The sequence below is a fragment of the Sphingomonas sp. BL-S-28 genome (assembly GCF_055521515.1).
This window is the reverse complement of record NZ_CM145484.1, coordinates 2,404,607-2,429,730: the sequence shown is the minus strand read 5'-3', so window position 1 is coordinate 2,429,730 and position 25,124 is coordinate 2,404,607. Positions and strand designations below refer to the sequence as shown.

Genomic DNA, 25,124 nt, shown 5'->3' with positions numbered 1-25,124 from the left:
TGTCCATATTGGATGCAAGCGATTTCAGCGGGCATGTGCGGTAAAACAAACCGGGGTCTTCAGGAACTATACCAGAATTTTCCGTAGAAATCAGCGGTTTTTCGGTACTCCTGGGATCTCTTGGGAAGGGCCGTTGGCGGACAGGGTGGGATTCGAACCCACGGTGAGCTTGCACCCACGGCGGTTTTCAAGACCGCTGCCTTAAACCACTCGGCCACCTGTCCGTTCGGCCAATGCGCATAGAGCAATCGATGCGGCTTGCAAGGGGCCACGCGCGGCCAACCACAGATCATTGAAAATGCGATTGGGGTGGGTTGCCGCGCGTTTGCGGCGGCTGTCCACGGCTCTGGTGCCTCAACCATTTGCATCCGGAGCGCATTGTGCGAGATTTGCAGGCGATGACTGGTTCTTCAAAGCTTCGTTCCTTGCGCATCCCGTTTCTTGCAGTCGCCATTGCACCGGTGCTTGGATTGCTGCCGCTTTCACCGCTGATGGCTCAGCCCGTTGTGCAGAGCGTCGCCGGGCAAACTTTCGATGCGTATCTGCAGACTGTCGCCGCGCGGGCTAAACGCGAAGGCATCAGCCAGCAGACCATCTCTCGGGTTCTGACCGGCCTGACGCCGAACGATCGGGTTATCTCGCTAGACAGCGCTCAGCCCAATCGCAGCAGTTCACCGCCGCCCGTCGCGCCCTATATCGCCCAGCATGTCGGACCCAGCATCATTGCCCGGGGCCGCGATCGCTATGCGCAGAATGCGGCGCTACTGCCGGCCATCGAAAAGCGTTACGGCGTGCCGGCGAAGATGCTGTTCGCGATCTGGGGGCATGAAACCAACTACGGCAGCTATGTTGGCGATTTCGACTTGGCTCGTTCGCTGGCCACGCTGGCGTGGGAAGGCCGGCGTCGCCAGCTTTTCGAAAACGAGCTCATCGCGCTGATGAAAATGGTCGATCAGGGTGTGCCGACCTACAAGCTGAAGGGAAGCTGGGCGGGTGCCTTTGGCTATCCGCAATTCCTGCCCAGCGTCTATCTTCGCCTTGCGGCCGATGGTGACGGCAACGGTACGCGCGACATTTTCTCCAGCCCGGCCGACACCTTGGCCTCCATCGCCAACTATTTCCGCGATGCCGGCTGGCGGCCAGGACAGCCCTGGGGCGTCCGCGCCTCTATTCCCGCCGGTTTTCCGATCAGCGCATATGCGTCCAAGCTTTCGGCGCCAACCTGCACGGCAGTCCATGCGCGGCACTCGCAGTGGAAGAGTGTGGCCGAATGGCGTGCGCTTGGCGTGAACGCACTTGGTCCAATTGGCGATCAGGTTCAGGCCTCGCTTTTCCAGCCCGACGGTCCGGGTACGGCGGCCTATCTGTTAACCGGGAATTATCGTGTGATCCTCCAGTACAACTGCTCGAACTACTACGCGTTGTCGGTGGGATTGCTTGCAGATGAGATTGCCCGTTAACCATGCACTGCCTTTGGCGGTGCTGATTTCCCTTGCCGTATTGCCCACTGCATCTCCCGCAAAGGACAGAACCGCCGCAGCAGACACCGCCAACAGCCCGGCTGCCGACTATCCGGTGATCGTCGGCGATCCGTTTACCATCGGCGGGACGACGTGGACGCCTTCCGACCAGTTGAATTATGACGCTGTGGGTTATGGCGTGGTGGGCGAGGGGGGCGGCGTAACCGCCGCGCACAAGACGCTGCCCTTGCCCAGTTATGCCGAGATCACCGCGCTGGATAGCGGCCGCACAATCCTGGTGCGCATCACGCAGCGCGGTCCCATGGCGAACGAGGATTTGGCCGAACTGTCCCCCGATGCGGCAGCGCAACTGGGCATTGTACCCGGCGCTCATGCCGCGATCCGCGTGCGCCGCGTAAACCCGCCCGAAGTGGAACGCGCCTTGCTGCGCGCGGGAAACCATGCACCGGAACGCATGGCAACGCCGGAGGGATTGCTCAAGGTTCTGCGGCGCAAGCTTTCCGAACAATCGCCGCTGCTGCAGCCGCCGTCCACGCCACCGACGATGCCCAAGGGGCCGCCTCCCCAGCAGCCAGGCGATTCGGCTGTTCCGCCAGCCTCGAAGCCGGTCTCGATGTTGGAAGCCGCCCCTCGGCCGGTCGCTCCGGCAGTGCAGAAGCCTAAGCCTGCGCCCGCGGCCGATGCCGTACGGAAGCCGGAGCCCTCTGCGCCTGCGGCCCAGCATTCGACGGCAACGGCGACGAAGGACCAGCAGGTCGTGCAGATCGGCATGTTTGGCGTGGAGGCAAACGCCCGAAAAGCGGCCAAGCAACTCGGTGCTCAAGTTTCACCTGCCGGCAAGTTCTGGCGCGTGCGACTCGGTCCCTTCGCAAATGGTGCACAAGCTGCCGCAGCGCTGGAGAAGGCCCGCGCCGCAGGGTATAGCGACGCACGAATCCAGCGCGCCGACTGAAACCTTCGGGCGCATCCACCTCCGTTCCCGCCTTTCGCGAGGGGTCGCCGGGAGAAGTCGCGTCTTGAAGTCGTTCCGTAAGTCCGCCCGTTTTCTCGTTCCTGCACTTGCTGTTGCACTCGGCGTTCCGGCCAACGCAGCCGTTCCGACGCCGCCTGCGGAGCTTGCAGGCATTCCGGTTAGCCTGCTCGTGGACCTCGGTTCCGGGCAGGTTTTGGTCCAGAATCACCCTGACGTTCCCTTTCTCCCCGCCTCGGTGACAAAGGTGATGACGGCTTTCGTCGCGTTCGAGGAAATCGATGCCGGCCGGCTGCCGCTGGACCGTCGCTTCTCCGTCCGCCCGGAAACCGCGAAGGAATGGTTCGCCAAGGGTACCTCGATGTACCTCACGGAAAAGGACCAGCCGACCACCACCGATCTGTTGCACGGCATCATGACCGCCTCGTCGAATGACGGGGCCATCGTGCTGGCGCAGGGATATGCGGGAAGCGTTCCGGCCTGGACCGCAAAGATGAACGATGCCGCGCGCCGCCTGGGCATGACGCGCAGCCACTACAACACGCCGAATGGCTGGATGGACGAAGGCAACACTTACGTCACCGCCAGCGATCTGGTGCGCCTGGCGGACGCCATGATCACTCGCCATCCCGCGCTTTATCGCGAATTTTCGGGCGTGAAGCACTACTTCTGGCGTGACGTAGCCATGCGCAGCCATGATCCGACGGTCGGCGTCGTCCCCGGCGCGGATGGCATCAAGACCGGGTACACGCGCGAAGCCGGCTACAACTTCCTTGGCACGGCCGAGCGCGATGGGCGCCGACTGGTCATGGTGCTGGCGGCATCGCCGCTGCCGAAGCAGCGCGATGCCGCAGCGCGTGCGCTGCTGGAATGGGGCTTTGACGCCTGGACGCCGCGCCATCTGTTCGATCAGGGGCAACCCGTTACCGAAGCACAAGTGCAGGGCGGCGTTGACCGTTCGGTGCCGTTGGTTGCCAATCGCGAGGTCCATGCGACGCTGCCCAAGGGCGATAACCGCAAGGTTACGCTGGCGGTTCACTACAAGGGGCCATTACAGGCTCCGATCCGCAAGGGTGACGAGGTCGGCCAGCTTGAGATCAAGGTCGACGGCCTCGCCCCCGGCCACGTTCCACTTTACGCCGCGCGCGATGTCGCTGTCGGCGGACCGCTGGACAGACTGTGGAACGGGTTTATCAATCTTTTCGCATGATGCAGGGAAAATTCATCGCGCTTGAGGGCGGGGAAGGGGCGGGCAAGTCCACCCAGGCACGGCTTGTGGCAGAGGCGCTGCGCGCTCGCGGGATCGAGGTGGTGATCACCCGCGAACCCGGCGGCACCCAGGGCGCCGAGGCCATTCGCAACCTTGTCCTCCATGCGGAGGGTGAAGGCTGGGGCCCGCGCGCCGAAGCGCTGCTGTTCGCTGCCGCGCGTTCCGACCACGTCGAAAAGCTGATCCGCCCCGCCATCGAGCGTGGGGCATGGGTGATCTGCGACCGCTATCTCGATTCGAGCCGGGCCTATCAGGGGGGCGGAGGCGGCCTTTCCGATGCCGACATCCGCACGCTCCACGCCATCGGCAGCGAGGGACTACTGCCCGATCTGACCCTGCTTTTCGTGGTGTCTCCTGCAGAGTCCGCCGCCCGCCTCGCGCGGCGTGATGTTGATGGAACCGACCGGATCGGCGGTCGCGAAGCGGCCTATCACGCCCGCGTTGCTGAGGCTTTCGGCCGCATCGCGGATGCCGAGCCGACGCGCTTTGCCCGGATCGATGGCAACGGCACGCCGGAGCAAACCTCGGCGCTGGCCATGGCCGCGCTTGAGCCGCTGCTGGCAGGTGCGGCTTGAACGAGGACCTGCCTTTCATCGGCCAGCGCGGGGCGTGGCAGGAATGGCTGGCGGCGATCGCGTCCGAGCGTATGCACCACGCGTGGTTGCTTGCCGGCCAGCGGGGCCTGGGCAAGCGGGCCTTTGCGCGCGCTGCGGCTGCCGAACTGGTGCGCCAACCCGGCCGACCGCGGCCCGACTTTGCTACGCATCCCGATATTCACATTCTCGAAGCGCTTCCCGCGAATGAGGATGAAGCCAAGAAGAAGGCGGAAGGCAAACCCTGGCAGGCCAAGCGCAGCATCTCAGTCGATCAGGTGCGCGAGATGATCCGCCGCCTTGCGACCAAACCCACGCTGGGCGACCGCCGCGCCATCGTCATAGATCCGGCCGATGAGCTGGAAAAAAGTGCGGTCAACGCGCTGCTGAAAGCGCTGGAGGAGCCGCCCGCCGGCACATTCTTCCTGCTCGTTACGCACCAGCCCGACCGCTTGTTGCCAACGGTTCGCTCGCGCTGCCGCGTCCTGCGCTTCGCTGCGCTCGATGAAGCGGAACTGGACGCGGTGATCCGCCGGGACGTGCCGGAATCCGACGCCTTGACGCGTCAGGCGGCGATCAAGGCGGCACAAGGCTCGCCGGGGATGGCGCTCAGCTTCGTAGAAAACGACCTTGCTGGCATTCACAACCTGATGCTGCGAATTCTGCGCGAAGGCGATCGCAGCTATCACTTGCGCGGGGCCCTGGCAGAGGAGATGGGCGCGCGTCCCACCCGAAACCGACAACTGGCCGCGCTGGAACTGGCCCGTACCGTACTAGCCAGCGAACTGGGCTCGGCATCCCGCGCAGGTCAACTCGCGCTGATCGAGGCGCATGGCGCGCTGATGCGGATTTCCGCGCAGGCGCCGACCTACAATTTCGACGCCGGGCTCCTCATAATGGAAATTGGCGGCTTGCTGGCATCCGCGGCGATGCCTAGAGAGGCGGCTCGCCCGTAAACTCCAGCAAGGAATTGCGACGCCGCATGGCCGAGCCTTACTACGTCACCACCGCCATCTCCTACCCCAACGGCAAGCCGCATATCGGCCATGCCTATGAGGCCATTGCCGCCGACGTCATCGCCCGCCACCGCAAGGCGGAAGGCTTCGACGTGCGGTTCCAGACGGGAACCGACGAGCACGGCTTGAAGATGGCGCAGAAGGCCCGTGACCTTGGCATTACGCCGGCGCAGCTTGCGACTGAAATGTCGCAGCATTTCATAGATATGTGCGCGGCTCTTAACATCGTTTACGATGTATTCATCCGCACGACCGAGCCGCGCCACCACGCCGCCACGCAGGAACTGTGGCGCCGCATGGAAGCCAATGGCGACCTCTACCTCGACCGTTACGAGGGTTGGTATTCGGTCCGTGACGAAGCCTATTACGACGAGTCCGAACTGGTAGCAGGGGAAGGGGGCGCCAAGCTCTCGCCGCAGGGCACCCCGGTCGAATGGACGGTGGAGGAATCGTGGTTCTTCCGGCTGTCCAAGTATCAGGACAAGCTGCTCGACCTCTACAATTCCGGCGATTTCATTCGCCCGGAAACGCGCCGTAACGAGATCCAGCGCTTCGTCGAAGGCGGCCTGCGTGATCTCTCCGTTTCGCGCACCAGCTTCGACTGGGGCATCAAGGTACCCGGCAGCGACAACCATGTGATGTATGTCTGGGTCGACGCCCTAACCAACTATGTCACCGGTCTCGGCTTCCCGGACGAAACCGGCGATTATGCGAAGTACTGGCCGGCCGACCTTCATCTGATCGGCAAGGACATCGTCCGTTTCCACACCGTCTACTGGCCGGCTTTTCTGATGAGCGCGGGCCTGCCGCTGCCCAAGCAGGTCTATGGCCACGGGTTCCTGCTCAATCGCGGGCAAAAGGAATCGAAGTCGCTCGGCAACGTCACCGATCCGATCGCGCTGGCAGGAACTTTCGGCGTCGACGCCGTGCGTTACTTCCTCCTGCGCGAAGTCGCTTTTGGACAGGACGGATCGTGGTCGCCGGAAGCGATCGTCACGCGCGCCAACGCCGAACTGGCGAACAGTTTCGGCAACCTCGCGCAACGCAGTCTTTCCATGATTTTCAAAAACATGGATGGCGTTCTGAAAGCCGGTTACGAGGAATCCGAAGCGGACAAGGCGCTCTTCGGTGCTGTTGCCGAGGGGATCGCCGGGCTGCGCAAGGGCTTCACCGATCTGGCGTTCAGTGACGGTCTTGAAGCGTGGATGCGCGCGGTATTCGCCTGCAATCAGTACGTGGACGAACAGGCGCCGTGGACGCTGCGCAAGACCGATCCCGCCCGAATGGAAGCCGTACTGATGACGCTGTTCCGCGTCGTGCGCGATCTTGCCATTGCCGTGCGTCCGGTCGTGCCGACGGCGATCGACAAGTTGCTGGACCAGATGGGCGTCGCTGCCGATGCGCGTAATTACAGCGTTCTGGAGGATGCGAACTGGTTCGCGGCCCTGACGGCCAGTGGCTTCAAGATAGACAAGCCGGAGGGCGTGTTCCCCCGCCTCGAACTGCCCGAGGATACGGAAGCAACTGCTTGATGTTTATAGATTCGCACTGCCACCTCGAATACGAAGGCCTTGTTGAGGACCAGCAGGGTGTGCTCGATCGCGCTCGTGCTGCCGGGATCAAGGGCTTCCTCAATATCTCGACGCGGCAGAGCGAATGGGATCGCGTGGTCGGCACGGCTGCGCGCATCCCGGATGTCTGGGCTTCGGTCGGCATTCATCCGCACGAGGCGGATCAGCATGCCGACCTTGGCGAAGCGGCGTTGCTGGAAGCGACCCGGCACCCCAAGGTCATTGGCATTGGCGAGACCGGACTAGACTACTATTACGACAAGTCCGACCGCGAGGTGCAGCAGGCATTGTTCCGCACGCACATCCAGGTTTCGCGCGAATCCGGATTGCCGCTGATCATCCATACCCGGGATGCGGAAGACGATACGTTCCGCATCCTTGAGGAGGAGGCGGGGAAGGGGACCTTCCCCGCGCTGATCCACTGCTTCACCGCCAGCGCCGATTTCGGCCGCAAGGTACTGGACCTAGGCCTGACGATCTCAATTTCCGGCATCGTCACTTTTAAGAATGCCCTGGACTTGCAGGAAGTAGTTAAGATCATTCCTGAAGATCGTTTGCTGGTTGAGACCGATTCTCCATTCCTTGCGCCGGTGCCACATCGCGGCAGGCGCTGTGAGCCGGCCTATACGGCCGATACCGCGCGTTTCGTCGCGAACTTGCGCGGCGTGAGCGTGGAGGAACTGGGCGAAGTTACGTCGCGCAACTTCTTCGCACTGTTCAGGAAAGCCGATCGAGAGGTCGCCGCGTGAAGGTCGTGATCCTCGGCAGCGGCACGTCGACCGGCGTACCGCGCCTCGGCGGCGAATTTGGCGCAGATTGGGGACTTTGCGATCCCAATGAGCCCAAGAACCGGCGCACACGCGTTTCGATCCTGCTGGAAAGCGATGCCGGAAACCGCATTCTTGTCGATACGTCGACCGATTTGCGCGGCCAGCTTCTCGCCAATGACATCCATCGCATCGACGCGGTGTTCTGGACGCACGACCATGCGGACCATTGCCACGGTATCGATGACATGCGGCCGCTGCGCTACGGCCGCGCCGGGCCGATCCCGGGGTTTGCCAATTCCGAGACCGTGCGCCGCCTGCGGCAGCGCTTCGGCTATGTCTTTGCCGGACAGTTCGGCTATCCGACGCTCGTCAGCCTCGATAATCTGGACACCTTGCGCCTTTGCGAAGGATTTCGCGTCGATCACGTGCAGATGCCGCACGGGCCGGCGGAATCGACGGCTTTCCGCTTCGATTGTGATGGAAAATCAGTCTGTTACGCTACGGACTTCAGCGAAATCACCAGAGGCATGATCGATCTCTGCTACGGCGCCGATCTGCTGGTGGTGGACTGCCTGCGCCGGGAACCGCATCCGACTCATGCGCATCTGGGCATGGCGTTGGAACTGGCCTCGGTATGCCGGGTCGGCAAGGCCGTGCTTACACATCTCGACAAGTCGATGGACTATGCCACACTGAGCGCGGAAGTGCCGGACAACGTGGTGGTCGGCTATGACGGGATGGTAATCGAACCATGAGCAACACGGCGACGATCGTTGGTGTCATTTCGGTGATCGGCGCGCTCATTCTGGTCACGAGCAATTCGCGGTTTCGACAGCTGGGTTTTTCGAAAGGTCTGAAGCTCGCACTGATCTGGGCGGCCATCATCATTGGGTTGGTGATGCTGATCCAGGTGCTGGGGCTGCATGGGCGGCAGTAGTCGAGCGGCTGCGGCGGATGTCGATATTTAACATAATACATATTATCAATCTTACTTTGAGGCGTGTCGACGCGCCCTACGCACGGCAAGCGTGCGTCCCGCGATCCCTGCCGCTATAGATCGCGAGCCCCATCCACTTCGAATCCCGGCAGGAATGACCCAGCACCATCATCAGATCGATCGTCTTCTCGGCATCATGGCGCGTCTGCGCGATCCGGTTTCGGGTTGCGAATGGGACCGTGCGCAGGATTTCTCGACAATCGCGCCCTACACGATCGAGGAAGCCTACGAGGTTGCCGACGCTATCGCGCGCGACGATCTTGCCGATCTGCGTGGTGAGCTAGGTGATCTTCTGCTTCAGGTCGTGTTCCATGCCCGCATGGCGGAGGAACTCGGCCACTTCGCCTTTGCCGATGTGGCGTCGGCCATTTCGGACAAGCTGGAGGCGCGCCATCCGCATATCTTCGGCGATGAGACCTCCGGCGATGCCCAGACCGAACGCTGGGAAAAACTCAAGGCCAAGGAACGCGCCAGCAAAGGCGAAACCAGCGCCGTCGACGGTGTGGCAATCTCGCTTCCGGCATTGATGCGCGCGGAAAAGCTCCAGAAACGAGCGGCTCGCGTCGGTTTCGACTGGCCGGATCCAAGCGGTGCTGCCGAAAAGGTGGCCGAAGAGGTCATCGAACTGGCCGAAGCGTCGGATTCCGAAAAACTTGAGGAAGCCGGCGACCTGCTGTTCGCCGCCGTCAACCTCGTGCGCCTCAACGGAATTGCGCCCGAAGACGCCCTGCGCGCCGCCAATGCCAAGTTCGAACGCCGCTTCCGGGCCATGGAAGCCTTCGCAACCAAGGATGGCCAGGATTTCGCGGCGCTTTCGCTGGACGAACAGGAAGCCTACTGGCAGGCGGTCAAGGCATCAGAGCGCGCTGAAACGGCCTAGTTCGCGGTCTGAAAGGCGCACTTGGAGCCGGAGCAGAGGCCCTTCCTCACCCTCGCCCGCGTCCTCTTCGGAAACGACTTCGCCGCGCGCATGCAGGAACGCGATGCGCTGACCGTCTGCCGCCGGCAGGACGAAGCTGTAGAGCTTGGAATCCTCGGTCAGCAACTGGCCAACCGTGTCGAGCAGCGCCTCGCACCCCATGCCGGTCAGAGCGGAAATCGGAACGATCGTTTCGCCTACTCGGTGAGCGATCGCTTCGCGCAACTCGTCCGCCTGGACGGAGTCGAGCAGATCCCATTTGTTCCAGACCTCGATCATCGGGATCGCGGGTTCAGGCTCCCCTTCCCCATCCTCCTCGCCACTGCCCAGAACGCCAAGGTCCGCCAGCACGTCGAGCACCTGGCGTTTTTGCGCTTCGGTATCGGGATTCGCGATGTCACGAACGTGCAGGATCAGGTCCGCCGCAGTCACTTCCTCCAGCGTCGCGCGGAAAGCCGCGACGAGCTGGGTCGGCAGGTCCGAAATGAACCCCACGGTATCCGACAGGATCGCCTTTTCGATACCGGGCACGCGAATGCCACGCATCGTCGGGTCCAGAGTGGCGAACAGGAGATCCTGCGCCATCACTTCTGCGCCCGTCAGATAATTGAAAAGAGTGGACTTTCCTGCGTTCGTATAGCCGACGAGCGCCACGATCGGCCAAGGTGCCTTTTCGCGCCGATCGCGGTGAAGCCCGCGGGTACGCCGCACCTGTTCCAGTTCGCGGCGGATCTTGGCCATGCGATCGCGGATCAAGCGCCGGTCGGCCTCGATCTGCGTTTCGCCCGGACCGCCGAGGAAGCCGAAGCCGCCGCGCTGACGTTCAAGGTGGGTCCAACTGCGTACAAGGCGGCCGGCCTGATAATCGAGATGGGCTAGTTCGACCTGCAGGCGACCTTCGGCAGTCGCCGCGCGCTCACCAAAGATTTCCAGGATCAGACCGGTGCGGTCGATCACCTTGCGCTTGAGCTTTTCCTCAAGGTTACGCTGCTGGATCGCCGACAGCGAACCGTCGACGATGATCAGTTCGGCCTCGTTCAGTTCACAGGCAACGCCGATGTTCTGGATCTGGCCTTCGCCGAAAAGCGTGCCGGCGCGCGGTTCGCGGATGGGGATGGCCAAGGCTTCCGCCACTACGAGGCCAATCGCCAGGGCAAGGCCCTTCGCTTCCTCAAGCCGGGCCTCGGGGTCCAGATCGCTCCGGCCCCGCATTTGCGGATAGACGACGAGGGCACGCGCACCGCGCGTGACCTCGCCCTTAAGTTCGTCGTTCAATTTTATTCAGCTTTGCTCAGTCTTCGTCGGCTTCTTCATGCGCCTGAAGGTCGACCGGAGTCACGGGCTGAATCGTGGAAACGGCATGCTTGTACGCAAGCTGGACGTAGCCTTCACGCTCCAGAAGCATGCAGAACAGGTCGTAAGCCGCGACGCGGCCCTGCAGCATGACGCCGTTGATCAGGAACATCGTGACCTGCACACCGGCATTGCGGATGCTGGAAAGGAACACGTCCTGCAGCACGCGCGTCTTCTTGGCGTTTTCGGCGCCGTTCGAGAACTGGCGCGCGTCGATCGGGGTCGACGGCATGATCGTAGAAATCGCGTGCTTGTAGACAAGCTGCGATTGACCATCGCGGCGGAGCAGGATCGAGAAGTTATCGAACCAGGTGACGATGCCCTGCAGCTTGACGCCCTTCACCAGGAACATGGTGACGGGAATCTTGTTCTTGCGAAGGAGGTTCAGGAACTGGTCCTGGAGGTTCTGCCCCTTGCTTGCCGAAGTACCTGCAGCCACCGGCGGCGGTGCAAGCGTTTCTTCCGCGGGGGGCGGCGTGGGACGAGGACGCGCGGTAAGCGTGCGGCCAGCCATGTTCATGCTCCTTTTTTTGGCGGCTGCTCATGCAGTCCGCGATCTGGCCCCGCCCGATGGCGGTGACCGTTCTCGAATCAAAATCTATCGACTTGCTGCAGTGCAGTAAACGCGAAAAATGTAGCAGGAGCATGACATCGCCGGTCACATGCGGGAAATTGGGGAAATCCCTTAGCCCTTCGCGCGCGACCTGGCGGTTAGATTTCGTCGTCGCCCTCCGGATCGCCCTCTCTTCGTTCGGCCATGCCTAGCAGCTTCAGCTTGCGGTGCAGGGCCGAGCGCTCCATGCCGATGAAAGACGCGGTTTTCGAGATATTTCCCGAAAAACGGCGGATCTGCAGGCGTAGATACTCTCGTTCGAAGGTTTCGCGCGCTTCGCGCAGCGGGGCGCTCATCATCACCGAAATACCCGCCTCCCCGCCGGCGCGGTTGGCGAAGATTTCGGGCGGCAGCATGTCCACTTCGATCCGCGCCAGCTTCTCGCGCGGGGCCATGATCACCGTACGTTCGACCACGTTGCGAAGCTGGCGGACGTTGCCCGGCCATTCGTAGGCCTGCAGCGCGGTCATCGCCTCGGCACTGACATGCGGGGGGGCGACGCCCTGCTCGTTGGCGTAGCGGGCGAAGAAATGATCGATCAGCGAGGGGATGTCGTCGCGCCGTTCACGCAGTGCCGGGATCGAGACAGGCACGACGTTGAGGCGATAGAACAGATCTTCGCGGAAGCGCCGCTCCGCAATCTCCTTTTCGAGATCGCGCGAGGTGGAGGAAACCACGCGTACATCCACGCGGATCTGGCGGGTGCCGCCAACGCGTACGAATGCCTGATCGGTCAGCACCCGCAGGATGCGGGCCTGCGTGGAAAGCGGCATGTCTGCTACTTCGTCGAAGTAAAGCGTGCCGCCGTCCGCCATTTCCAGAAGACCGGGGCGAACCAGCGCACCGTCGCTTTCCTCGCCGAACAGTTCCTGTTCGAAGCGTTCGGGCGTGATGCGGGCCGAATTGACGCTAACGAAGGCACCGTCCGCGCGCGCGCTCCAGGCGTGGAGGAGGCGTGCGGCCACTTCCTTGCCTGATCCGGCCGGGCCGGTGATCAGCAGGCGACTGCCAGTGTTGGCCACACGCTTCAGCGTCGCGCGGACCTGATTGATTGCGCCGCTGGATCCGGTGAATTCCTCACCCGTGGTGAAATCCGAACGCAGTTGGGCATTTTCGCGGCGCAAGCGTTCGGTCTCGGTCGCACGTTCGACCAGATGCAACAGCTTTTCGGCTTCGAAAGGCTTCTCGATGAAGTCCACGGCACCGCGGCTGATCGCCGCCACCGCTGTATCGATGTTACCGTGACCGGAGAAGATGATCACCGGCAACGCGGGTTCGCGCGCCTTGATCGCATCCAGCACTTCCAGTCCGTCCATGGGGCTTCCGTGCAGCCATACGTCCAGCAGCACCAGCGACGGCCTGCGTGCATCGATAGCGGCCAGCGCCGCCTCGCTGTCGCCGGCGGTGCGGCATTCGTAGCCTTCGTCGCTCAGCACGCCCGCAACCAGTTCGCGGATATCGCGTTCGTCGTCGACGATCAGGATTTCGAGAGCCATGACTTCATCTTCTTGGACTTGAATGAATGGAAGGGCGGAAGCGGAAGCTGCGTCTGTATCATTCGGCAGCCTCAGCCTTGCGGGCTTGCGCCGTGGGGTCGATGGCGAAGCGCATCGTTACTGTGGTTCCCCCGCCGGGCGTTGGCAGGAATTGCATCTCGCCGCCGTGCTCCTCGATGATCTTGTTGACGATGGCGAGGCCGAGGCCCGTGCCCTTTTCCCGCGTGGTGACATAAGGCTCGATGATCCGCTCGCGATCCTGGCTCAGACCGACGCCATTGTCGGCAATTCGGACCAGAATGGCCTCCGGAAGCGATTCGACAGCCACGGTGACGGCGCCGCGAAAATCCTCGGGCGCATCCTTGGCCTTGGCCTCGATCGCTTCGACGGCGTTTTTCAGAACGTTGGTCATCGCCTGACCGAACTGATGGCGATCGCAATCGATGGTGCCGATAGCGGGGTCGCTGCCGAAGCTGAAACCGATGTCCGGCCGGGCGACTTCCTGCAGGAACAGCGCCTGTCGCGTCAAAGCCACTGGATCTTCCGCTCGGAAAACCGGCTTTGGCAGGCGTGCGAAGGACGAGAATTCGTCCACCATCTTGCGCAGATCGCCCACCTGCCGGATGATCGTACGCGTAAGATCTTCGAAAAGTTCGGGGTTATCGACGATCTGTTTGCGGTAACGGCGGCTGAGCCGCTCTGTTGCCAGTTGGATCGGCGTGAGCGGATTCTTGATCTCGTGCGCGATGCGGCGGGCTACGTCAGACCAGGCCGCAGTGCGCTGGTCCAGAAGCTGCCGGGTAATGTCCTCGAACGTCAGCACGTGACCGGTGGCATCGCGGGTCACCTTGACCGCGAAAGTCAGCAGATCGCCCTTTCGGTGATACTGGACCAGACCGCCCGTGCTGTTCTGATCGATCAAAGCCGCGAACTGGGGGGCCAGATCGGCAACCGGCATTTCTTCCGGGACTTGCGGAAGATCGGTCAGCAACTTGAGCGCCGTGCTGTTCATCAGCAGTATCCGGCCTTGGTTGTCGAGCGAGATAATCCCGGAAGTCACCGATTCCAGGACGGCCTCGATGAACACGCGGCGCTCATGGAGCTGACGGTTTGCCCCCAACAATGCCTGCGTCTGTTTTTCGAGTTGTGCGGTCATGCGGTTGAACGCCCGGTTGAGCAGGCCAATCTCATCCGCGCCGGTACGGCCTTCCAGGCGTAGGGCAAAGTTGCCGCTGCCAACCGTCCGTGCCGCATCAACCAATTCGTAGAGCGGCTTGACCTGTCGGTCGGCGAAACGGAGTGCGAACCACACCGCCAGGCCGACTAGTGCGAGAGAGGCGATGAACAGCGCTATATTGAAGCGAAGCTGATAGACGCGGGCGCGGCTTGTCAGTTCTTCATAAGCCTGCACGATATTCTCGGCATTTTCGGCGCGCTGCCCCTGGCTCAGTGCCAGCAGGTCGTTACTTCGGGCGGCGTAAAGATAGACGCCCGCTTGCCGCTCCACCGGCACCGCCGCGACAATGCGGTTGGCATCGGACGTGACGACATAGGGTTCGCCCTTCTGCAGCCTTTGCTGCACTTCCGGCACGATCCGCTTCGCGTCGGATTTACCATCCGGATCGACGATGATCGGCGTGCGCTGGCTGCCGTCCTGCGCGACTTGGATCAGCGCGGCAACGGACAGGTTCCGGCGGAAGACCTGATCGGCGAAGAACGCTTGAAACTCACGACTGGCAACGGGATATTCGCCCAGCATGAGGCGCGTATCCTGCGCCATAGCCACCGATTCGTAACCCACATCGCGCTGGGTCTGCTCATAGTAGCCGCGAGCCAGCTTGTTCGCGTTTTCCAATAGCCCGCGCGAAGTATCGGAAAACCAGAACTCCACGCCGGACTGGAATAGCCACGATGCAAAGACCACGACCAGCAAGGTGGGCACGGCGGCGATCAGCGAGAAGATGAACACCATGCGCACGTGCATCTGGCCGGTGCCGCCGATATGTTCGGCGGCGCGGCGCAGGGCCATGCGACGGCCAAACAGCACCAAGATCGCCATTGCCGGCACCAAAGTGCCGATCAGCAGGGTGGCGGTAAGGTTCGACGGCAGCAGCGTGCGCTTGTCGCCGCCATTGTCGAGCGCCATCCAGGTCGCGGCGGACATGACCACGAAAGCCAGGCCGGAGACCACTTCCATCACGGCAAAGAAATTCGCCCGGCGTGCCGCGATCTGGACACGCCGCCACCAACGCGGCCATGCGCGCTTGCGGACCCTTGTTTCTATCATCGTGGCCCAGTTACAACGCCAGTGTTGCCGATTTGCAAGAGCAAAACATCGAGGTGCGCTCATGAACGACGAGTGAATTCCTCAGGGTCGAGCGCCAACTCGCTGAGCCGCTTGCGCAAGGTGTTGCGATTAATGCCCAATGCCTGCGCCGCCCGCAGTTGGTTGCCGCCGGTTTCGCGCAGCACTTCGGAAAATAGCGGCCGCTCGAATGCAGCAACGGCCGCCTCATAGATAGTGCCTGCGGCCGGACGCTCGGCCGCCAGCCAACGCGAAACGGCATCCGCGATCCCATCGCCTTCGGTAACGGTCCAGCTTTCGCCGTCGGCCAAGGTGCCGGCGACTGCCGGGCCTTCAGGGGCAAGCAGGGATTGCGCAGTTTCATGGTCGATCATGTCTTCGCGCGCCAGCAGCGCCACGCGATAGATGAAGTTCTTGAGTTCGCGCACATTGCCCCGCCATGGCTGACGGGCAAGCAATTGCGCGGCTTCCGTGCTCAACTGGCGGCGCGGCAGCCCCTCCCCGGCTGCAAGCTGGAGGAAGTGGCGTGCCAGCACCTCGATGTCGTCGCGGCGTTCGCGCAGCGGCGGCATGTTTATGGGCACGACGTTGAGGCGATAGTAGAGATCCTCGCGGAAGCGGCCAGCGGCGATCTCGGGTTCGAGATCCTTGTTGGTCGCTGCCACGATGCGGACGTCAAGCCGTACTTCCTCACGTCCGCCGACGCGCCGCACGGTGCCGGATTGCAGCGCGCGCAGCAGGCGGGTCTGCGCCTGCATCGGCATGTCGCCGATCTCGTCCAGAAACAGCGTGCCGCCCGATGCCTGTTCGAACTTGCCGACATGCCGGGCGACGGCACCAGTGAAGGCGCCCTTCTCATGCCCGAATAGTTCGCTTTCGATCAGATCGGCGGGAATCGCGGCGGTGTTGACGGCGATGAACGGTCCGCCCCGGCGGTGGCCCAGATTGTGGATCGCTTCTGCCACCAGTTCCTTGCCAGTGCCCGATTCGCCCAGGATCAGCACGGTCAGATCGTTGCGCAGAACACGGGTGATCATCCGGAACACCGTCTGCATGGCCAAGCTGCGCCCGACGAGCGGCAGGCCGTCTCCTAGCGGCTCGTCACCGAGGCTGGAGAGTTCCTTCCCCGCGCCGGCGGCCTGGCGGACGGTGCGGGCCAGTTCGTCGATGTCGAAGGGTTTCGGGAAATATTCGAAGGCGCCGGTGTCGCTGGCGCGCACGGCGGTATCGAGGGTGTTCTGGGCCGAGAGGATGATGATCGGCATCGCCGGATGGGCGCTGCGCACGCGATCGATCGTCTCGATCCCGTCCCCATCGGGCAGCATCACATCCGTCACCAATGCGTCGAAGCTGCCTTCGTCCAGCAGCCGGTCCCGCTCCCCGATGGTCTGGCAATGGACGACGTCGAAGCCTTCCGCTTCAAGCGCCGCAGTGATGACGATGGCGATCGAGAGGTCGTCCTCGACCAGCAGAACACTCATGATGCGACCTTCCTCCTGCTCACCCGGCCACGGGTTTCGCGTGCCAGCGGCAGGCGCACGCGGAAATGCGTCAGCCCAGCCTCCTCGTCGCGCTCATGCGTGATGCGCCCGTTCATGTCGCGAACGAGCTTGCGCACCAGCGGCAACCCAAGCCCCTGCCCCGCCTTCTTGGTGGTGACGAAAGGCTCGAAAATATGGTCGCGCATCGCCGTATCGACGCCGGGGCCATTGTCGGTGACACGCAGTTCGACTGGAAGCCGCACGGGCTCCCCCGAATCGGTAGTGTGAAGCTGAAGCCCACTGGCGAAGCGCGTGCGGATAGTGACGCGCGGCTCGGTCTCGCCTTGGCAGGCTTCCCGCGCATTGGCGATGAGGTTGATGATGACCTGAACCAACGCATCCGGGCTGCCCAGCACTGCGGGCAATGAAGGGTCGAATTCCTCGACGATGCGAACCGTGCTTGCCTTCTCCTGCGCCACCGAAAGCACGTCGATCGCGCGCCGGGCAGCCTCATGCAGGTTGCAGGGCTCGACCGGAGGGGCGGTACGGCGCGAAAGCTTTTGCATACGCTCGATAAGATTGGCGATGCGGTCGACTTCGGACGTGATCAGTTCGGTCAGCGGAAGATCGCGCTCGCTGGCATTGCGGGCCAGAAGCTGGGCGGCGCCGCGGATCCCCGCGAGCGGGTTCTTGATCTCGTGCGCCATGATTTCGGGGCCGCGCAGCATGGCATTGTCGGCACTGCCCGAATCGTCGCCCAGCGCATCGGTCGCGCTGTTGTCGTGGATCGTCAGCACCTGCCAGCCCGGCGTATCGGCTACTGGCGCCACGTTGACGTCGATCCGCCGCACGCCGCGTCCGCGAATCGAAACCGTGACTTCGCGGGCGGAAACCGGCGTCTCGTAATCGGCCAGGCGCTCCAGCAGGCGTGCATCAGGCACCGTCATGACGTCATTCAGCCGGCTGCCGACAAGCCGGCGCTGGGACTGGCCGAAGAACTGTTCCGCCGCCTGATTGAGCGACGCAATCCGCAGCCCCGGTTCCAGCACGGCCACCGCAAGCGGCAGGCTCGCCATGAGCTTGCCGATGTCCGGGCGTGCGGTGTCCGGCCTTGCACTAGCCGGCGTGGCGTTCATGCCGCCCGGCGTTGCAGGGTGTTCGCTTCGGCCGGTTCGTCCCGGTAAGGGGCGTAGAATTCGGCAAGTTCGGCAAGAACGCGATCGGGATCGTCGATGAAGTTCACGTGGTTTCTGAACTCCGCCGAGCCGCGAATACCGCGGACGTACCAACCCAGATGCTTACGCGCCATCTTCACGCCGGTTTCGCGGCCATAGTGGCTGAGCATCTCTTCGTAATGCTCGCGAATGATTTCGTACTGCGCACCGAAGCCCGGTTCGACCATCAGGCCGTTGCCGCGCCACCACTGCATGACTTGCGCCAGTGCCCATGGCTTGCCGTAGGCACCGCGCCCGATCATCAGGCCGTCGGCGCCGGACTGTTCCAGAGCCTTGGCGGCATCGTCGATCCCGCAGATGTCACCGTTGACGATGACCGGGATCGAGACCGCCTCCTTCACGCTGCGAACGAAGGCCCAATCGGCCGAGCCCTTGTACATCTGGTTGCGGGTGCGACCGTGAACGGTGATCATCTTCGCGCCCAGATCCTCGGCAATGCGTGCGAGTTCGGGGGCGTTCAGGCTATCATGGCACCAGCCCATGCGCATCTTCACGGTGACGGGCACCTTCACGGCCTTCACCGTCGCCTCGATCAGGCGGGTCGCCAGCGGAATGTCGCGCATCAATGCCGAGCCTGCATCACCGGTAACGACCTTACGCACCGGGCAGCCCATGTTGATATCGACGATGGCCGCACCGCGATCTTCGACCAGCTTGGCCGCTTCGCCCATCTGTTCGGGATCGCAGCCGACAAGCTGCATCGAGACCGGATCTTCTACCGGATCCCACATCGCCTTCTGCAGCGACACGCGCGTCTCACGAATGGCCGCCGGGCTGGCGATCATCTCGGTGACGTTCAGGCCCGAGCCAAAGCTGCGCACCATGCGGCGGAACGGTAGGTCCGAAACCCCGGTCATCGGCGCGAGCACGACCGGGCAGTCGATCCGCACCGGGCCGACTTCGATCGGCTTCATGGCCGGAGGAGTAGGAAGTTCGTTCATATGCGTACTCAAGAATCTGCCTGAAAAACGCCGCGTGCCCAAAAAACGCGGCATGCCTAAAAAACAGGCAGCGCATAGTGGATTGCCCTCTCGACGGCAAGCGATTACCGGCAGGCACGATGTCGCACGACCAGACAATTCCGCAGCCGCAAACCGGACGAATGCAAACGGTGGCGGCGATCGTGGTCGCAGCGGGCCAGGGCCTGCGCGCCGGACAGCCCCTCCCCAAGCAATTCGCGCTTTGGCGCGGCAAGCCCGTGCTGCGCCATTCGGTGGAGGCGCTGGCGGCTGCGGGCGTTTCGCCGATCGTGGTGGCAATCCCCGAGGGTGCGGATGCGCTGGTTCGGGAGGTGCTGGCCGGGATCGAATGCATTCAACTCACCACCGGCGGGGCGACTCGTCAGGAATCGGTGCGGATCGGTCTTGAGGTTCTTGCCGGCGCGGCGCCCGATCTGGTGCTGATCCACGATGCTGCCCGCCCTCTCCTGCCCGCCTCGGTCATCGATCGGCTGATTGCGGCGCTGGACCGCCATCCCGGCGCGATACCGGTGCTGCCCGTCGTCGACAGCCTTGCACATGCAGAGCCGGGCGAACTGGGCGAGACCATGGGCGCGCCGGCCCGCCGCGAGGCGCTGCGCCGGGTGCAGACCCCGCAGGCTTTCCGTTTCACCGATATTCTAACCGCCCATCGTGACTGGGAGGGCCCTGCCCTTGCCGGTGACGACGCGCAGGTTGCGCAGGCCAATGGCCTGGAAATCGCGCTCGTCGAAGGAGACGAAGCCTTGCACAAGCTGACTTTCGCCACCGATTTCGCGCCGTCCGCCCCGCCGATCCGTGTCGGCACCGGCTACGACGTGCACCGCCTTGAGGAAGGCGAGGAACTTTGGCTCTGCGGTGTGAAGATCGAACACACCCATGGCCTGTCCGGCCACAGCGACGCGGATGTTGCCATTCACGCGCTTGTCGATGCCTTGTTGGGCGCGATCGGCGCGGGTGATATCGGTCAGCACTTCCCACCCAGTGATCCGCAGTGGAAGGGCGCGGCGTCGGATCGGTTCCTTGCCCATGCCGGATCGCTCGTCGCGAAGGCTGGCTACAGGCTGGCCAACGCCGATGTGACGATCATCTGCGAGGCGCCGAAAATCGGCCCGCATCGCGAAGCCATGCGCACGCGCCTCGCTCAAATTCTGGGCGCGGATCTGGCTGCTATCAGCGTCAAGGCAACCACTACCGAAAAGCTGGGTTTCACCGGCAGGTCCGAAGGCATCGCCGCGCAAGCGGCAGTCAGCCTGATCCGCCTCTAGGGAATAGTCGATGACCATTCACCGCAAGATACTGACTTCCGCGGCTGCGCTGCTGGTGCTTGTTCCCGGGTTGGCGCAAGCCGAAACCGCCTGCCTGACACGGCCCGAAGCGCAGGCAATGTTCACCTATGCGCTGCCCCAGGTCATTTCCGGCACCGCCAAGCGCTGCCAGCAGGTTCTGCCTGCCGACTCCTATCTGCGCAATCACGGCACCGAACTGGCCAACCGCTATGCCACGCAAAAGGGCCGGTCCTGGCCTGAAGCCAAGGCCGCTTTCCTGAAGCTTTCCGAAGGGCAGAGCAGCGACGTTGCCAAGTTCGCGCGCAACCTGCCTGACGATTCGCTGCGCCCGCTGGTCGACATCACGGTCGAAGGGCTGGTTTCGCAGCACCTCCCCCTCAAGTCGTGTGACCGCATCGACCTCGCGGTCGACCTGCTGGCCCCGCTTCCCCCCGAGAACACTGCCGGACTGATCGCGCTGATCGTCGAGATGACCGCGAAAGCCAAGGATGTCGCGCCCGCCGATGTGGTCGACAAGGCGCAAATCGCCGGCCTGACCCTCTGCAAGGACTGACATGTCGAACATCCTCCTTTTCCCGCAGGATCTCTACGATCTTGCTGAGCGCGTCATCGTCGAGAACAAGGCCATCGGCCGCAAGGTGGCCGTGGCGGAAAGCTGCACCGGCGGCCTTGTCTGCGCGGCGCTGACCGAAGTGCCGGGATCCTCGGCCGTGCTCGATCGCGGCTTCGTGACCTATTCGAACGAGGCGAAGCAGGATCTGCTGGGCGTCTCGCCCAATATCATCGATACTTTGGGTGCTGTCTCGCCCGCGACGGCCTGGGCCATGGCACAAGGTGCGATCGCCCATAGCCGCGCGGATGTGGCGGTGGCGATTAGCGGCATTGCCGGGCCCGACGGCGGCAGCGAACTCAAGCCGGTGGGAACCGTGGTTTTCGCCCGCGCGCTACGCGGTGCGGAAGAGGAAGATGCCGAGCAGAAGTTGCTCGATGGCAAGGGGCGCACGGAAATTCGTCATCAGGCGGCGCTTATCGCGCTGGAACTTCTGCTGCCGGAAAACGCCTGAGGATCGTTGGTGCGGCTATCGCAGCAAGCCGCACCAATCCCGAAAAAAATCAGCTTTCCTGCGGTTCGCCGTAAAGTTCGTGCGCGCGCGCCTCGAAGGCAGCGACCATTTTGCGGAAGGCCTTATCGAAGTACTGGCCCGCCAGCTTCTCGAACAGCACGTTGCGGAAGCTGAAGCGCACGTCGAACTCGATATCGCAGCTATGCGCGTCCACCGGGTGGAAGGTCCAGCAGTTGTCGAGGTCCTTCATCGGCCCATCGACATAGTGGACCTTGATCTCGCGCGGGCGGACCTTCTCGACGCGTGAGGTGAACTTCTCGCGCAGCGCCTTGAAGCCGACCAGCATGTCCGCGATCATCTCGCTACCATCGTCCGATTTGACCCGGGTGGCGACTACCCAGGGCAGGAACTCCTGATAGCGGCCCACGTCGGCGACGAGATCGAACATCTGTTCGGCGCTGTAGGGCAGCCGTTGGGTTTCGTGAATTCCGGGCACGGATCAGGCCTTCGCGATGGCCTTGGCCAGCTTCGCCTCACGCGCGGCGCGCATTTCGGCGAAGTCCTTGCCCGCATGATAGCTGGAACGCGTCAGCGGCGAGGAAGCGACCTGCAGGAAGCCCTTCGCACGGGCGATTGCGCCATAGGCGTCGAACGCCTTCGGGGTGACGAACTCCTTCACCTCGGCATGCTTCGGCGTCGGGCGCAGGTACTGGCCCATGGTCAGGAAGTCGATATCCGCGCAGCGCATGTCGTCCATCACCTGATGGACTTCAAGGCGTTCTTCGCCGAGGCCCAGCATCACGCCGGACTTGGTGAAGATCATCGGATTGTGGGCCTTCACCTCTTCCAGCAGGCGGAGCGAAGCGTAGTAGCGCGCGCCGGGGCGGATGGTCGGGTAAAGCCGGGGAACCGTTTCAAGGTTGTGGTTGTAGACGTCCGGGCCGGCAGCAACGATAGCCTCCACCGCGCGGCGCATCTTGCCGCGGAAGTCGGGCGTCAGGATTTCGATCGTGGTGTTCGGCGTCGCGGCGCGCAGGGCCTGTATCACCTTCACGAACTGGTTCGCACCGCCATCGGGAAGGTCATCACGGTCGACCGAGGTGATGACGATGTGCTCAAGGCCGGTCTTCACTGCCAGTTCGGCAACATGCTCCGGCTCAAGCGGATCGACGCGGCCGGGCATGCCGGTCTTCACGTTGCAGAATGCGCAGGCGCGAGTGCAGGTGTCGCCCAGAATCATCACCGTGGCGTGCTTCTTGGTCCAGCACTCACCGATGTTCGGGCAGGCAGCCTCTTCGCAGACCGTGTTGAGCTTCAGATCCCGCATCAACTGGCGCGTTTCGCCATAGCCCTTGCTGGTCGGCGCCTTGACGCGGATCCAGTCGGGCTTGCGCTGACGTTCGGGCTTCTGCTCGGGGCTCGGGACGGAAGACAGGTCGTTCATGGGGCCCAGATAGTCGCAAGCGCTGCCGCTTGCCAGTGCGAATATCCGGTCTATGGGTTGCGTGCGTTTCAACGGAGGCCCCCATGACCGATTCTTCCACCGGAACCAGCACGCCGGAAAACCGCGTACTGAATGGCCTGATCGACGGCTACCGCCGCTTTCGCGACTCGGGCTGGAACCCGCATAGGGAGCGCTGGGCGCGCCTGAGCGAAGGCCAGCAGCCCGAAGTGATGATCGTCGCCTGCTCCGACAGCCGCGTCGATCCCTCGCAGATCTTCGACGTTGATCCCGGCGAAATCTTCGTCGTCCGCAACGTCGCCGCGCTCGTCCCGCCGTTCGAGACATCGCCCGGGCATCACGGCGTTTCCGCCGCGCTGGAATTCGCGGTGCAGGTGCTGAAGGTGAAGGAAATCGTGGTCATGGGCCACGGCATGTGCGGCGGCTGCAAGGCCGCGCTGACGCAGGAGCTTCACGGTACCGAGCCGGGTGAAGGCGGCTTCATTGCCGACTGGATTTCGATGCTCGACGAAGCCCGTGCGCCGGTCGCCGCCGAATTCGGCACCACCGGCCGCCCGGCCGAACGCGAGATGGAGCAGGCAGCGGTGCGCGTCAGCATCGAGAACCTGATGACCTTCCCCTGCGTCCGCCACAAGGTGAAGACCGGGGAACTGACGCTGCGCGGCACCTTCTTCGCGATCTCCGATGGCGTGCTGCATCTGATGGACAAGGACACCGGCCAGTTCGCGCCGGTCACCTGATTTCCATCTCCCCCCTTCCAGGGGCAAACGAAAAGGGCGGCGGGTAATCCCGCCGCCCTTTCCTTTTTCTGGCAGTCGAAGGTTATCAGGCTGCCGGAGTGGTCTTGTTGGCTGCGTAGGCGGCCCAGAGCTTGGCGATCGACGAGCGCTTGTCGGTAACCTTGGCGAGGGTTGCCTTGGCGTCGGCCGACTTGCCCTGCATCGCCTGCGACATGCCGAGGCGCAGGTTCGCCTTGTTGGCATCGACGCCCGGCTTGGCCAGCGCTGCCTTGAACAGCGTTTCGGCCTTGTCGTACTGGCCATAGCTGAGGAAGACGTCTGCGGCGCTCATGATCTGCGCGGCAGTGGCGCCGGGCTTCATGGCGTCACGCTCGGTCGCGGGCAGCGAGGCCTTGTCCGCCGAAACGCGGCCGGCAGCCGTGGCGCGATCCGCACCAACGTCAGCCTGGGTGAGCAGGCCCTTGGCCAGGCCCTGGTCCATGACCTTCAGCGCTTCGCCCGGATAGGCGCGCGGATCTGCGTTCTCCAGGTATTCGTAGTAGTCGCGCTTGTCCTTCATGCCGCCGCTGACGAACATCAGGCGCATAAGGTCAAGGTTGTCCGACTTCTCGAACGAACCGAGCTGACGCACGATCGAGGTCGAGATGTTCCACGCGTTGTCGCTGGGATAGTTCTGCGCCAGCATCGCCGCGTAGTCCGCCGAAGCGTCGAGCTGCTTGGCGTTGTAGGTTTCCTGCAGAACCTGGCGCAGCGAGCTTTCGCTGGGCTTGGTGCCGTTGGCCTTTGCCGCTTCGATATCGGCCTTGGCCATATCCATCACCGCGGCCGAGTTACCGCCGCGCTTGTAGGAATCGGCCAGGATCAGGTCCAGTTGGTTCTGCGGATCCTTGTAGCCGGCGTCCTTGGCCTGCTTCAGGTAAGTAGCGGCCGAGGCGTAGTCCTTCAGGTTGTAAGCATTCACGCCCGCGTCGAAGTAGGTCGCGCCGGTCGAGGCAGCGGGCAGCTTGCCGCTCTGAATCATCATGACCACGCCCTGCTGCTTGAAGGCGGTGTCCTGCGAAAGCACGCCATAAGTGCGCGCGAACTGGCCCATGGCCAGCTTGTCGTCCGGCGTGGTGGCTGAAGGCATGGCTGCTTCGATCGCGGCCTTGCCGTTACCGCCCAGCGCGGTGTCGATGCTGGACTTGGCGGCCGGGAACGCGTCGGCACCGGCGCCCTGCGGGAGAGCGGCGGTTGCTGCGTTGATCGCCTTTTCGATCGGGCCGGCGGCCTTGATGAAGGCATCCGAATACTTGGCGTCGGACTTCGGCTTGGCTTCCTTTGCGGAAGCGACCGGGGCCATGGCCACTGCCATGCCGCCGCCCAGGGCTACGGCAAGAGCAATACGGGAAATCAGGAACTTGCGAGCCATCAAGGCCAACTCCTCAACAAGACACATACGGTCGCACCGCGAACAGCGGCACCGCATAAAGCGCTGCGCCGGTTTGGCGTCGAAATGTTCGCTTGGCAACCTCGCAGCCGG

At 63.2% G+C, this 25,124-nt stretch carries 24 protein-coding genes and 1 tRNA gene; 14 read left to right on the top strand and 11 right to left on the bottom strand.

Annotated elements, in window-relative coordinates; genetic code table 11:
- Positions 1-134: 134 nt before the first annotated feature.
- Positions 135-224 (bottom strand) — tRNA-Ser (locus ACZ1JC_RS20195).
- A 267-nt stretch (positions 225-491) separates the two neighbouring features.
- Here ACZ1JC_RS20195 and ACZ1JC_RS20190 point away from each other — a divergent pair.
- The 10 genes from ACZ1JC_RS20190 to mazG all read left to right on the top strand — a co-directional run bounded on the left by ACZ1JC_RS20190 (position 492) and on the right by mazG (position 9,548).
- The gene (locus ACZ1JC_RS20190; RefSeq protein ID WP_465138533.1) at positions 492-1,460 is read left to right on the top strand and encodes a lytic murein transglycosylase; all 969 of its coding nucleotides are present in this window, start codon (positions 492-494) and stop codon (positions 1,458-1,460) included.
- The gene (locus tag ACZ1JC_RS20185; protein WP_465138464.1) at positions 1,444-2,433 is read left to right on the top strand and encodes an SPOR domain-containing protein; all 990 of its coding nucleotides are present in this window, start codon (positions 1,444-1,446) and stop codon (positions 2,431-2,433) included. Before ACZ1JC_RS20190 ends, ACZ1JC_RS20185 begins: the two co-directional genes overlap by 17 nt.
- Positions 2,434-2,623: 190 nt before the next feature.
- Complete coding sequence (locus ACZ1JC_RS20180) at positions 2,624-3,661, top strand: D-alanyl-D-alanine carboxypeptidase family protein (RefSeq protein ID WP_465138534.1); 1,038 nt, start codon at positions 2,624-2,626, stop codon at positions 3,659-3,661.
- Positions 3,658-4,296: a dTMP kinase gene (gene tmk, locus ACZ1JC_RS20175; RefSeq protein WP_465138465.1), complete on the top strand. Its 639-nt coding sequence runs from the start codon at positions 3,658-3,660 to the stop codon at positions 4,294-4,296. Before ACZ1JC_RS20180 ends, tmk begins: the two co-directional genes overlap by 4 nt.
- Entirely contained in the window at positions 4,293-5,270 is a 978-nt protein-coding gene (locus ACZ1JC_RS20170) for an AAA family ATPase (protein WP_465138466.1), read from the top strand. The genes tmk and ACZ1JC_RS20170 overlap by 4 nt, the downstream gene beginning before the upstream one ends.
- A gap of 26 nt (positions 5,271-5,296) precedes the next feature.
- A complete protein-coding gene (metG, locus tag ACZ1JC_RS20165) occupies positions 5,297-6,862 on the top strand; it encodes a methionine--tRNA ligase (protein ID WP_465138467.1) in 1,566 nt (521 codons plus the stop codon).
- Positions 6,862-7,650 (top strand): TatD family hydrolase, encoded by a 789-nt coding sequence (locus ACZ1JC_RS20160; protein ID WP_465138468.1) that lies wholly within the window; start codon positions 6,862-6,864, stop codon positions 7,648-7,650. Before metG ends, ACZ1JC_RS20160 begins: the two co-directional genes overlap by 1 nt.
- Positions 7,647-8,426, top strand: a complete 780-nt coding sequence (locus ACZ1JC_RS20155; protein ID WP_465138469.1) for an MBL fold metallo-hydrolase — start codon at positions 7,647-7,649, stop codon at positions 8,424-8,426. Before ACZ1JC_RS20160 ends, ACZ1JC_RS20155 begins: the two co-directional genes overlap by 4 nt.
- On the top strand, positions 8,423-8,608 hold the full coding sequence (locus tag ACZ1JC_RS20150; RefSeq protein ID WP_465138470.1) for a hypothetical protein: 186 nt from the start codon (positions 8,423-8,425) through the stop codon (positions 8,606-8,608). Before ACZ1JC_RS20155 ends, ACZ1JC_RS20150 begins: the two co-directional genes overlap by 4 nt.
- A 154-nt stretch (positions 8,609-8,762) precedes the next feature.
- Positions 8,763-9,548 carry a nucleoside triphosphate pyrophosphohydrolase gene (gene mazG, locus ACZ1JC_RS20145; protein WP_465138471.1) on the top strand — a complete coding sequence of 262 codons (786 nt, stop codon included), beginning with the start codon at positions 8,763-8,765 and terminating at the stop codon, positions 9,546-9,548.
- Here the strand turns inward: mazG and hflX are convergent.
- From hflX to dusB, 7 genes are all read right to left on the bottom strand, one after another.
- Positions 9,525-10,862 carry a GTPase HflX gene (gene hflX / locus ACZ1JC_RS20140; RefSeq protein ID WP_465138472.1) on the bottom strand — a complete coding sequence of 446 codons (1,338 nt, stop codon included), beginning with the start codon at positions 10,860-10,862 and terminating at the stop codon, positions 9,525-9,527. The two genes, mazG and hflX, sit on opposite strands and share 24 nt — an antisense overlap.
- A gap of 16 nt (positions 10,863-10,878) precedes the next feature.
- Positions 10,879-11,454 carry an RNA chaperone Hfq gene (gene hfq / locus ACZ1JC_RS20135; protein WP_395333116.1) on the bottom strand — a complete coding sequence of 192 codons (576 nt, stop codon included), beginning with the start codon at positions 11,452-11,454 and terminating at the stop codon, positions 10,879-10,881.
- Positions 11,455-11,651: 197 nt separating this feature from the next.
- Complete coding sequence (gene ntrX, locus ACZ1JC_RS20130; protein WP_465138473.1) at positions 11,652-13,049, bottom strand: nitrogen assimilation response regulator NtrX; 1,398 nt, start codon at positions 13,047-13,049, stop codon at positions 11,652-11,654.
- Positions 13,050-13,107: 58 nt separating this feature from the next.
- Positions 13,108-15,336, bottom strand: a complete 2,229-nt coding sequence (locus ACZ1JC_RS20125) for a sensor histidine kinase (protein WP_465138474.1) — start codon at positions 15,334-15,336, stop codon at positions 13,108-13,110.
- A 59-nt stretch (positions 15,337-15,395) separates the two neighbouring features.
- The gene (locus tag ACZ1JC_RS20120; protein WP_465138475.1) at positions 15,396-16,835 is read right to left on the bottom strand and encodes a sigma-54-dependent transcriptional regulator; all 1,440 of its coding nucleotides are present in this window, start codon (positions 16,833-16,835) and stop codon (positions 15,396-15,398) included.
- Complete coding sequence (locus tag ACZ1JC_RS20115; RefSeq protein ID WP_465138476.1) at positions 16,832-17,971, bottom strand: two-component system sensor histidine kinase NtrB; 1,140 nt, start codon at positions 17,969-17,971, stop codon at positions 16,832-16,834. Before ACZ1JC_RS20115 ends, ACZ1JC_RS20120 begins: the two co-directional genes overlap by 4 nt.
- Entirely contained in the window at positions 17,968-19,011 is a 1,044-nt protein-coding gene (gene dusB / locus ACZ1JC_RS20110; RefSeq protein WP_465135198.1) for a tRNA dihydrouridine synthase DusB, read from the bottom strand. Before dusB ends, ACZ1JC_RS20115 begins: the two co-directional genes overlap by 4 nt.
- Positions 19,012-19,172: 161 nt before the next feature.
- Here dusB and ACZ1JC_RS20105 point away from each other — a divergent pair, with 161 nt between their 5' ends.
- The 3 genes from ACZ1JC_RS20105 to ACZ1JC_RS20095 are packed head-to-tail and all read left to right on the top strand — an operon-like array spanning position 19,173 to position 21,400.
- A complete protein-coding gene (locus ACZ1JC_RS20105) occupies positions 19,173-20,315 on the top strand; it encodes a bifunctional 2-C-methyl-D-erythritol 4-phosphate cytidylyltransferase/2-C-methyl-D-erythritol 2,4-cyclodiphosphate synthase (protein ID WP_465135199.1) in 1,143 nt (380 codons plus the stop codon).
- Between the two features lie 10 nt (positions 20,316-20,325).
- Positions 20,326-20,889, top strand: coding sequence for a hypothetical protein (locus tag ACZ1JC_RS20100; protein WP_465135200.1), 564 nt, complete (start codon positions 20,326-20,328; stop codon positions 20,887-20,889).
- Between the two features lies 1 nt (position 20,890).
- The gene (locus tag ACZ1JC_RS20095; protein WP_465135201.1) at positions 20,891-21,400 is read left to right on the top strand and encodes a CinA family protein; all 510 of its coding nucleotides are present in this window, start codon (positions 20,891-20,893) and stop codon (positions 21,398-21,400) included.
- 49 nt (positions 21,401-21,449) lie between these two features.
- On the opposite strand, the gene ACZ1JC_RS20090 is transcribed toward ACZ1JC_RS20095, so the two are convergent.
- Together ACZ1JC_RS20090 and lipA are read right to left on the bottom strand one after the other, a co-directional pair.
- Positions 21,450-21,896, bottom strand: a complete 447-nt coding sequence (locus ACZ1JC_RS20090; protein ID WP_465135202.1) for a type II toxin-antitoxin system RatA family toxin — start codon at positions 21,894-21,896, stop codon at positions 21,450-21,452.
- A 3-nt stretch (positions 21,897-21,899) separates the two neighbouring features.
- Positions 21,900-22,844: a lipoyl synthase gene (gene lipA, locus ACZ1JC_RS20085; protein WP_465138535.1), complete on the bottom strand. Its 945-nt coding sequence runs from the start codon at positions 22,842-22,844 to the stop codon at positions 21,900-21,902.
- Positions 22,845-22,927: 83 nt separating this feature from the next.
- On the opposite strand from lipA, the gene ACZ1JC_RS20080 reads away from it, so the two are divergent.
- Positions 22,928-23,602, top strand: coding sequence for a carbonic anhydrase (locus tag ACZ1JC_RS20080; protein ID WP_465135203.1), 675 nt, complete (start codon positions 22,928-22,930; stop codon positions 23,600-23,602).
- Between the two features lie 85 nt (positions 23,603-23,687).
- Here the strand turns inward: ACZ1JC_RS20080 and ACZ1JC_RS20075 are convergent, their stop codons facing one another.
- Positions 23,688-25,013 (bottom strand): hypothetical protein, encoded by a 1,326-nt coding sequence (locus ACZ1JC_RS20075; protein WP_465135204.1) that lies wholly within the window; start codon positions 25,011-25,013, stop codon positions 23,688-23,690.
- Between the last annotated feature and the right edge of the window lie 111 nt (positions 25,014-25,124).

What these genes read in the sequence shown, in the direction of transcription:
- ACZ1JC_RS20190 (WP_465138533.1), top strand. Translation starts at nt 492, where the DNA reads ATGGCTCAGCCCGTTGTGCAGAGCGTCGCCGGGCAAACTTTCGATGCG.
- ACZ1JC_RS20185 (WP_465138464.1), top strand. Translation starts at nt 1,444, where the DNA reads ATGAGATTGCCCGTTAACCATGCACTGCCTTTGGCGGTGCTGATTTCC.
- tmk (WP_465138465.1), top strand. Translation starts at nt 3,658, where the DNA reads ATGATGCAGGGAAAATTCATCGCGCTTGAGGGCGGGGAAGGGGCGGGC.
- metG (WP_465138467.1), top strand. Translation starts at nt 5,297, where the DNA reads ATGGCCGAGCCTTACTACGTCACCACCGCCATCTCCTACCCCAACGGC.
- ACZ1JC_RS20160 (WP_465138468.1), top strand. Translation starts at nt 6,862, where the DNA reads ATGTTTATAGATTCGCACTGCCACCTCGAATACGAAGGCCTTGTTGAG.
- ACZ1JC_RS20150 (WP_465138470.1), top strand. Translation starts at nt 8,423, where the DNA reads ATGAGCAACACGGCGACGATCGTTGGTGTCATTTCGGTGATCGGCGCG.
- mazG (WP_465138471.1), top strand. Translation starts at nt 8,763, where the DNA reads ATGACCCAGCACCATCATCAGATCGATCGTCTTCTCGGCATCATGGCG.
- hfq (WP_395333116.1), bottom strand. Translation starts at nt 11,454, where the DNA reads ATGGCTGGCCGCACGCTTACCGCGCGTCCTCGTCCCACGCCGCCCCCC.
- ntrX (WP_465138473.1), bottom strand. Translation starts at nt 13,049, where the DNA reads ATGGCTCTCGAAATCCTGATCGTCGACGACGAACGCGATATCCGCGAA.
- ACZ1JC_RS20125 (WP_465138474.1), bottom strand. Translation starts at nt 15,336, where the DNA reads ATGATAGAAACAAGGGTCCGCAAGCGCGCATGGCCGCGTTGGTGGCGG.
- ACZ1JC_RS20120 (WP_465138475.1), bottom strand. Translation starts at nt 16,835, where the DNA reads ATGAGTGTTCTGCTGGTCGAGGACGACCTCTCGATCGCCATCGTCATC.
- ACZ1JC_RS20115 (WP_465138476.1), bottom strand. Translation starts at nt 17,971, where the DNA reads ATGAACGCCACGCCGGCTAGTGCAAGGCCGGACACCGCACGCCCGGAC.
- dusB (WP_465135198.1), bottom strand. Translation starts at nt 19,011, where the DNA reads ATGAACGAACTTCCTACTCCTCCGGCCATGAAGCCGATCGAAGTCGGC.
- ACZ1JC_RS20105 (WP_465135199.1), top strand. Translation starts at nt 19,173, where the DNA reads ATGCAAACGGTGGCGGCGATCGTGGTCGCAGCGGGCCAGGGCCTGCGC.
- ACZ1JC_RS20100 (WP_465135200.1), top strand. Translation starts at nt 20,326, where the DNA reads ATGACCATTCACCGCAAGATACTGACTTCCGCGGCTGCGCTGCTGGTG.
- ACZ1JC_RS20095 (WP_465135201.1), top strand. Translation starts at nt 20,891, where the DNA reads ATGTCGAACATCCTCCTTTTCCCGCAGGATCTCTACGATCTTGCTGAG.
- lipA (WP_465138535.1), bottom strand. Translation starts at nt 22,844, where the DNA reads ATGAACGACCTGTCTTCCGTCCCGAGCCCCGAGCAGAAGCCCGAACGT.
- ACZ1JC_RS20080 (WP_465135203.1), top strand. Translation starts at nt 22,928, where the DNA reads ATGACCGATTCTTCCACCGGAACCAGCACGCCGGAAAACCGCGTACTG.
- ACZ1JC_RS20075 (WP_465135204.1), bottom strand. Translation starts at nt 25,013, where the DNA reads ATGGCTCGCAAGTTCCTGATTTCCCGTATTGCTCTTGCCGTAGCCCTG.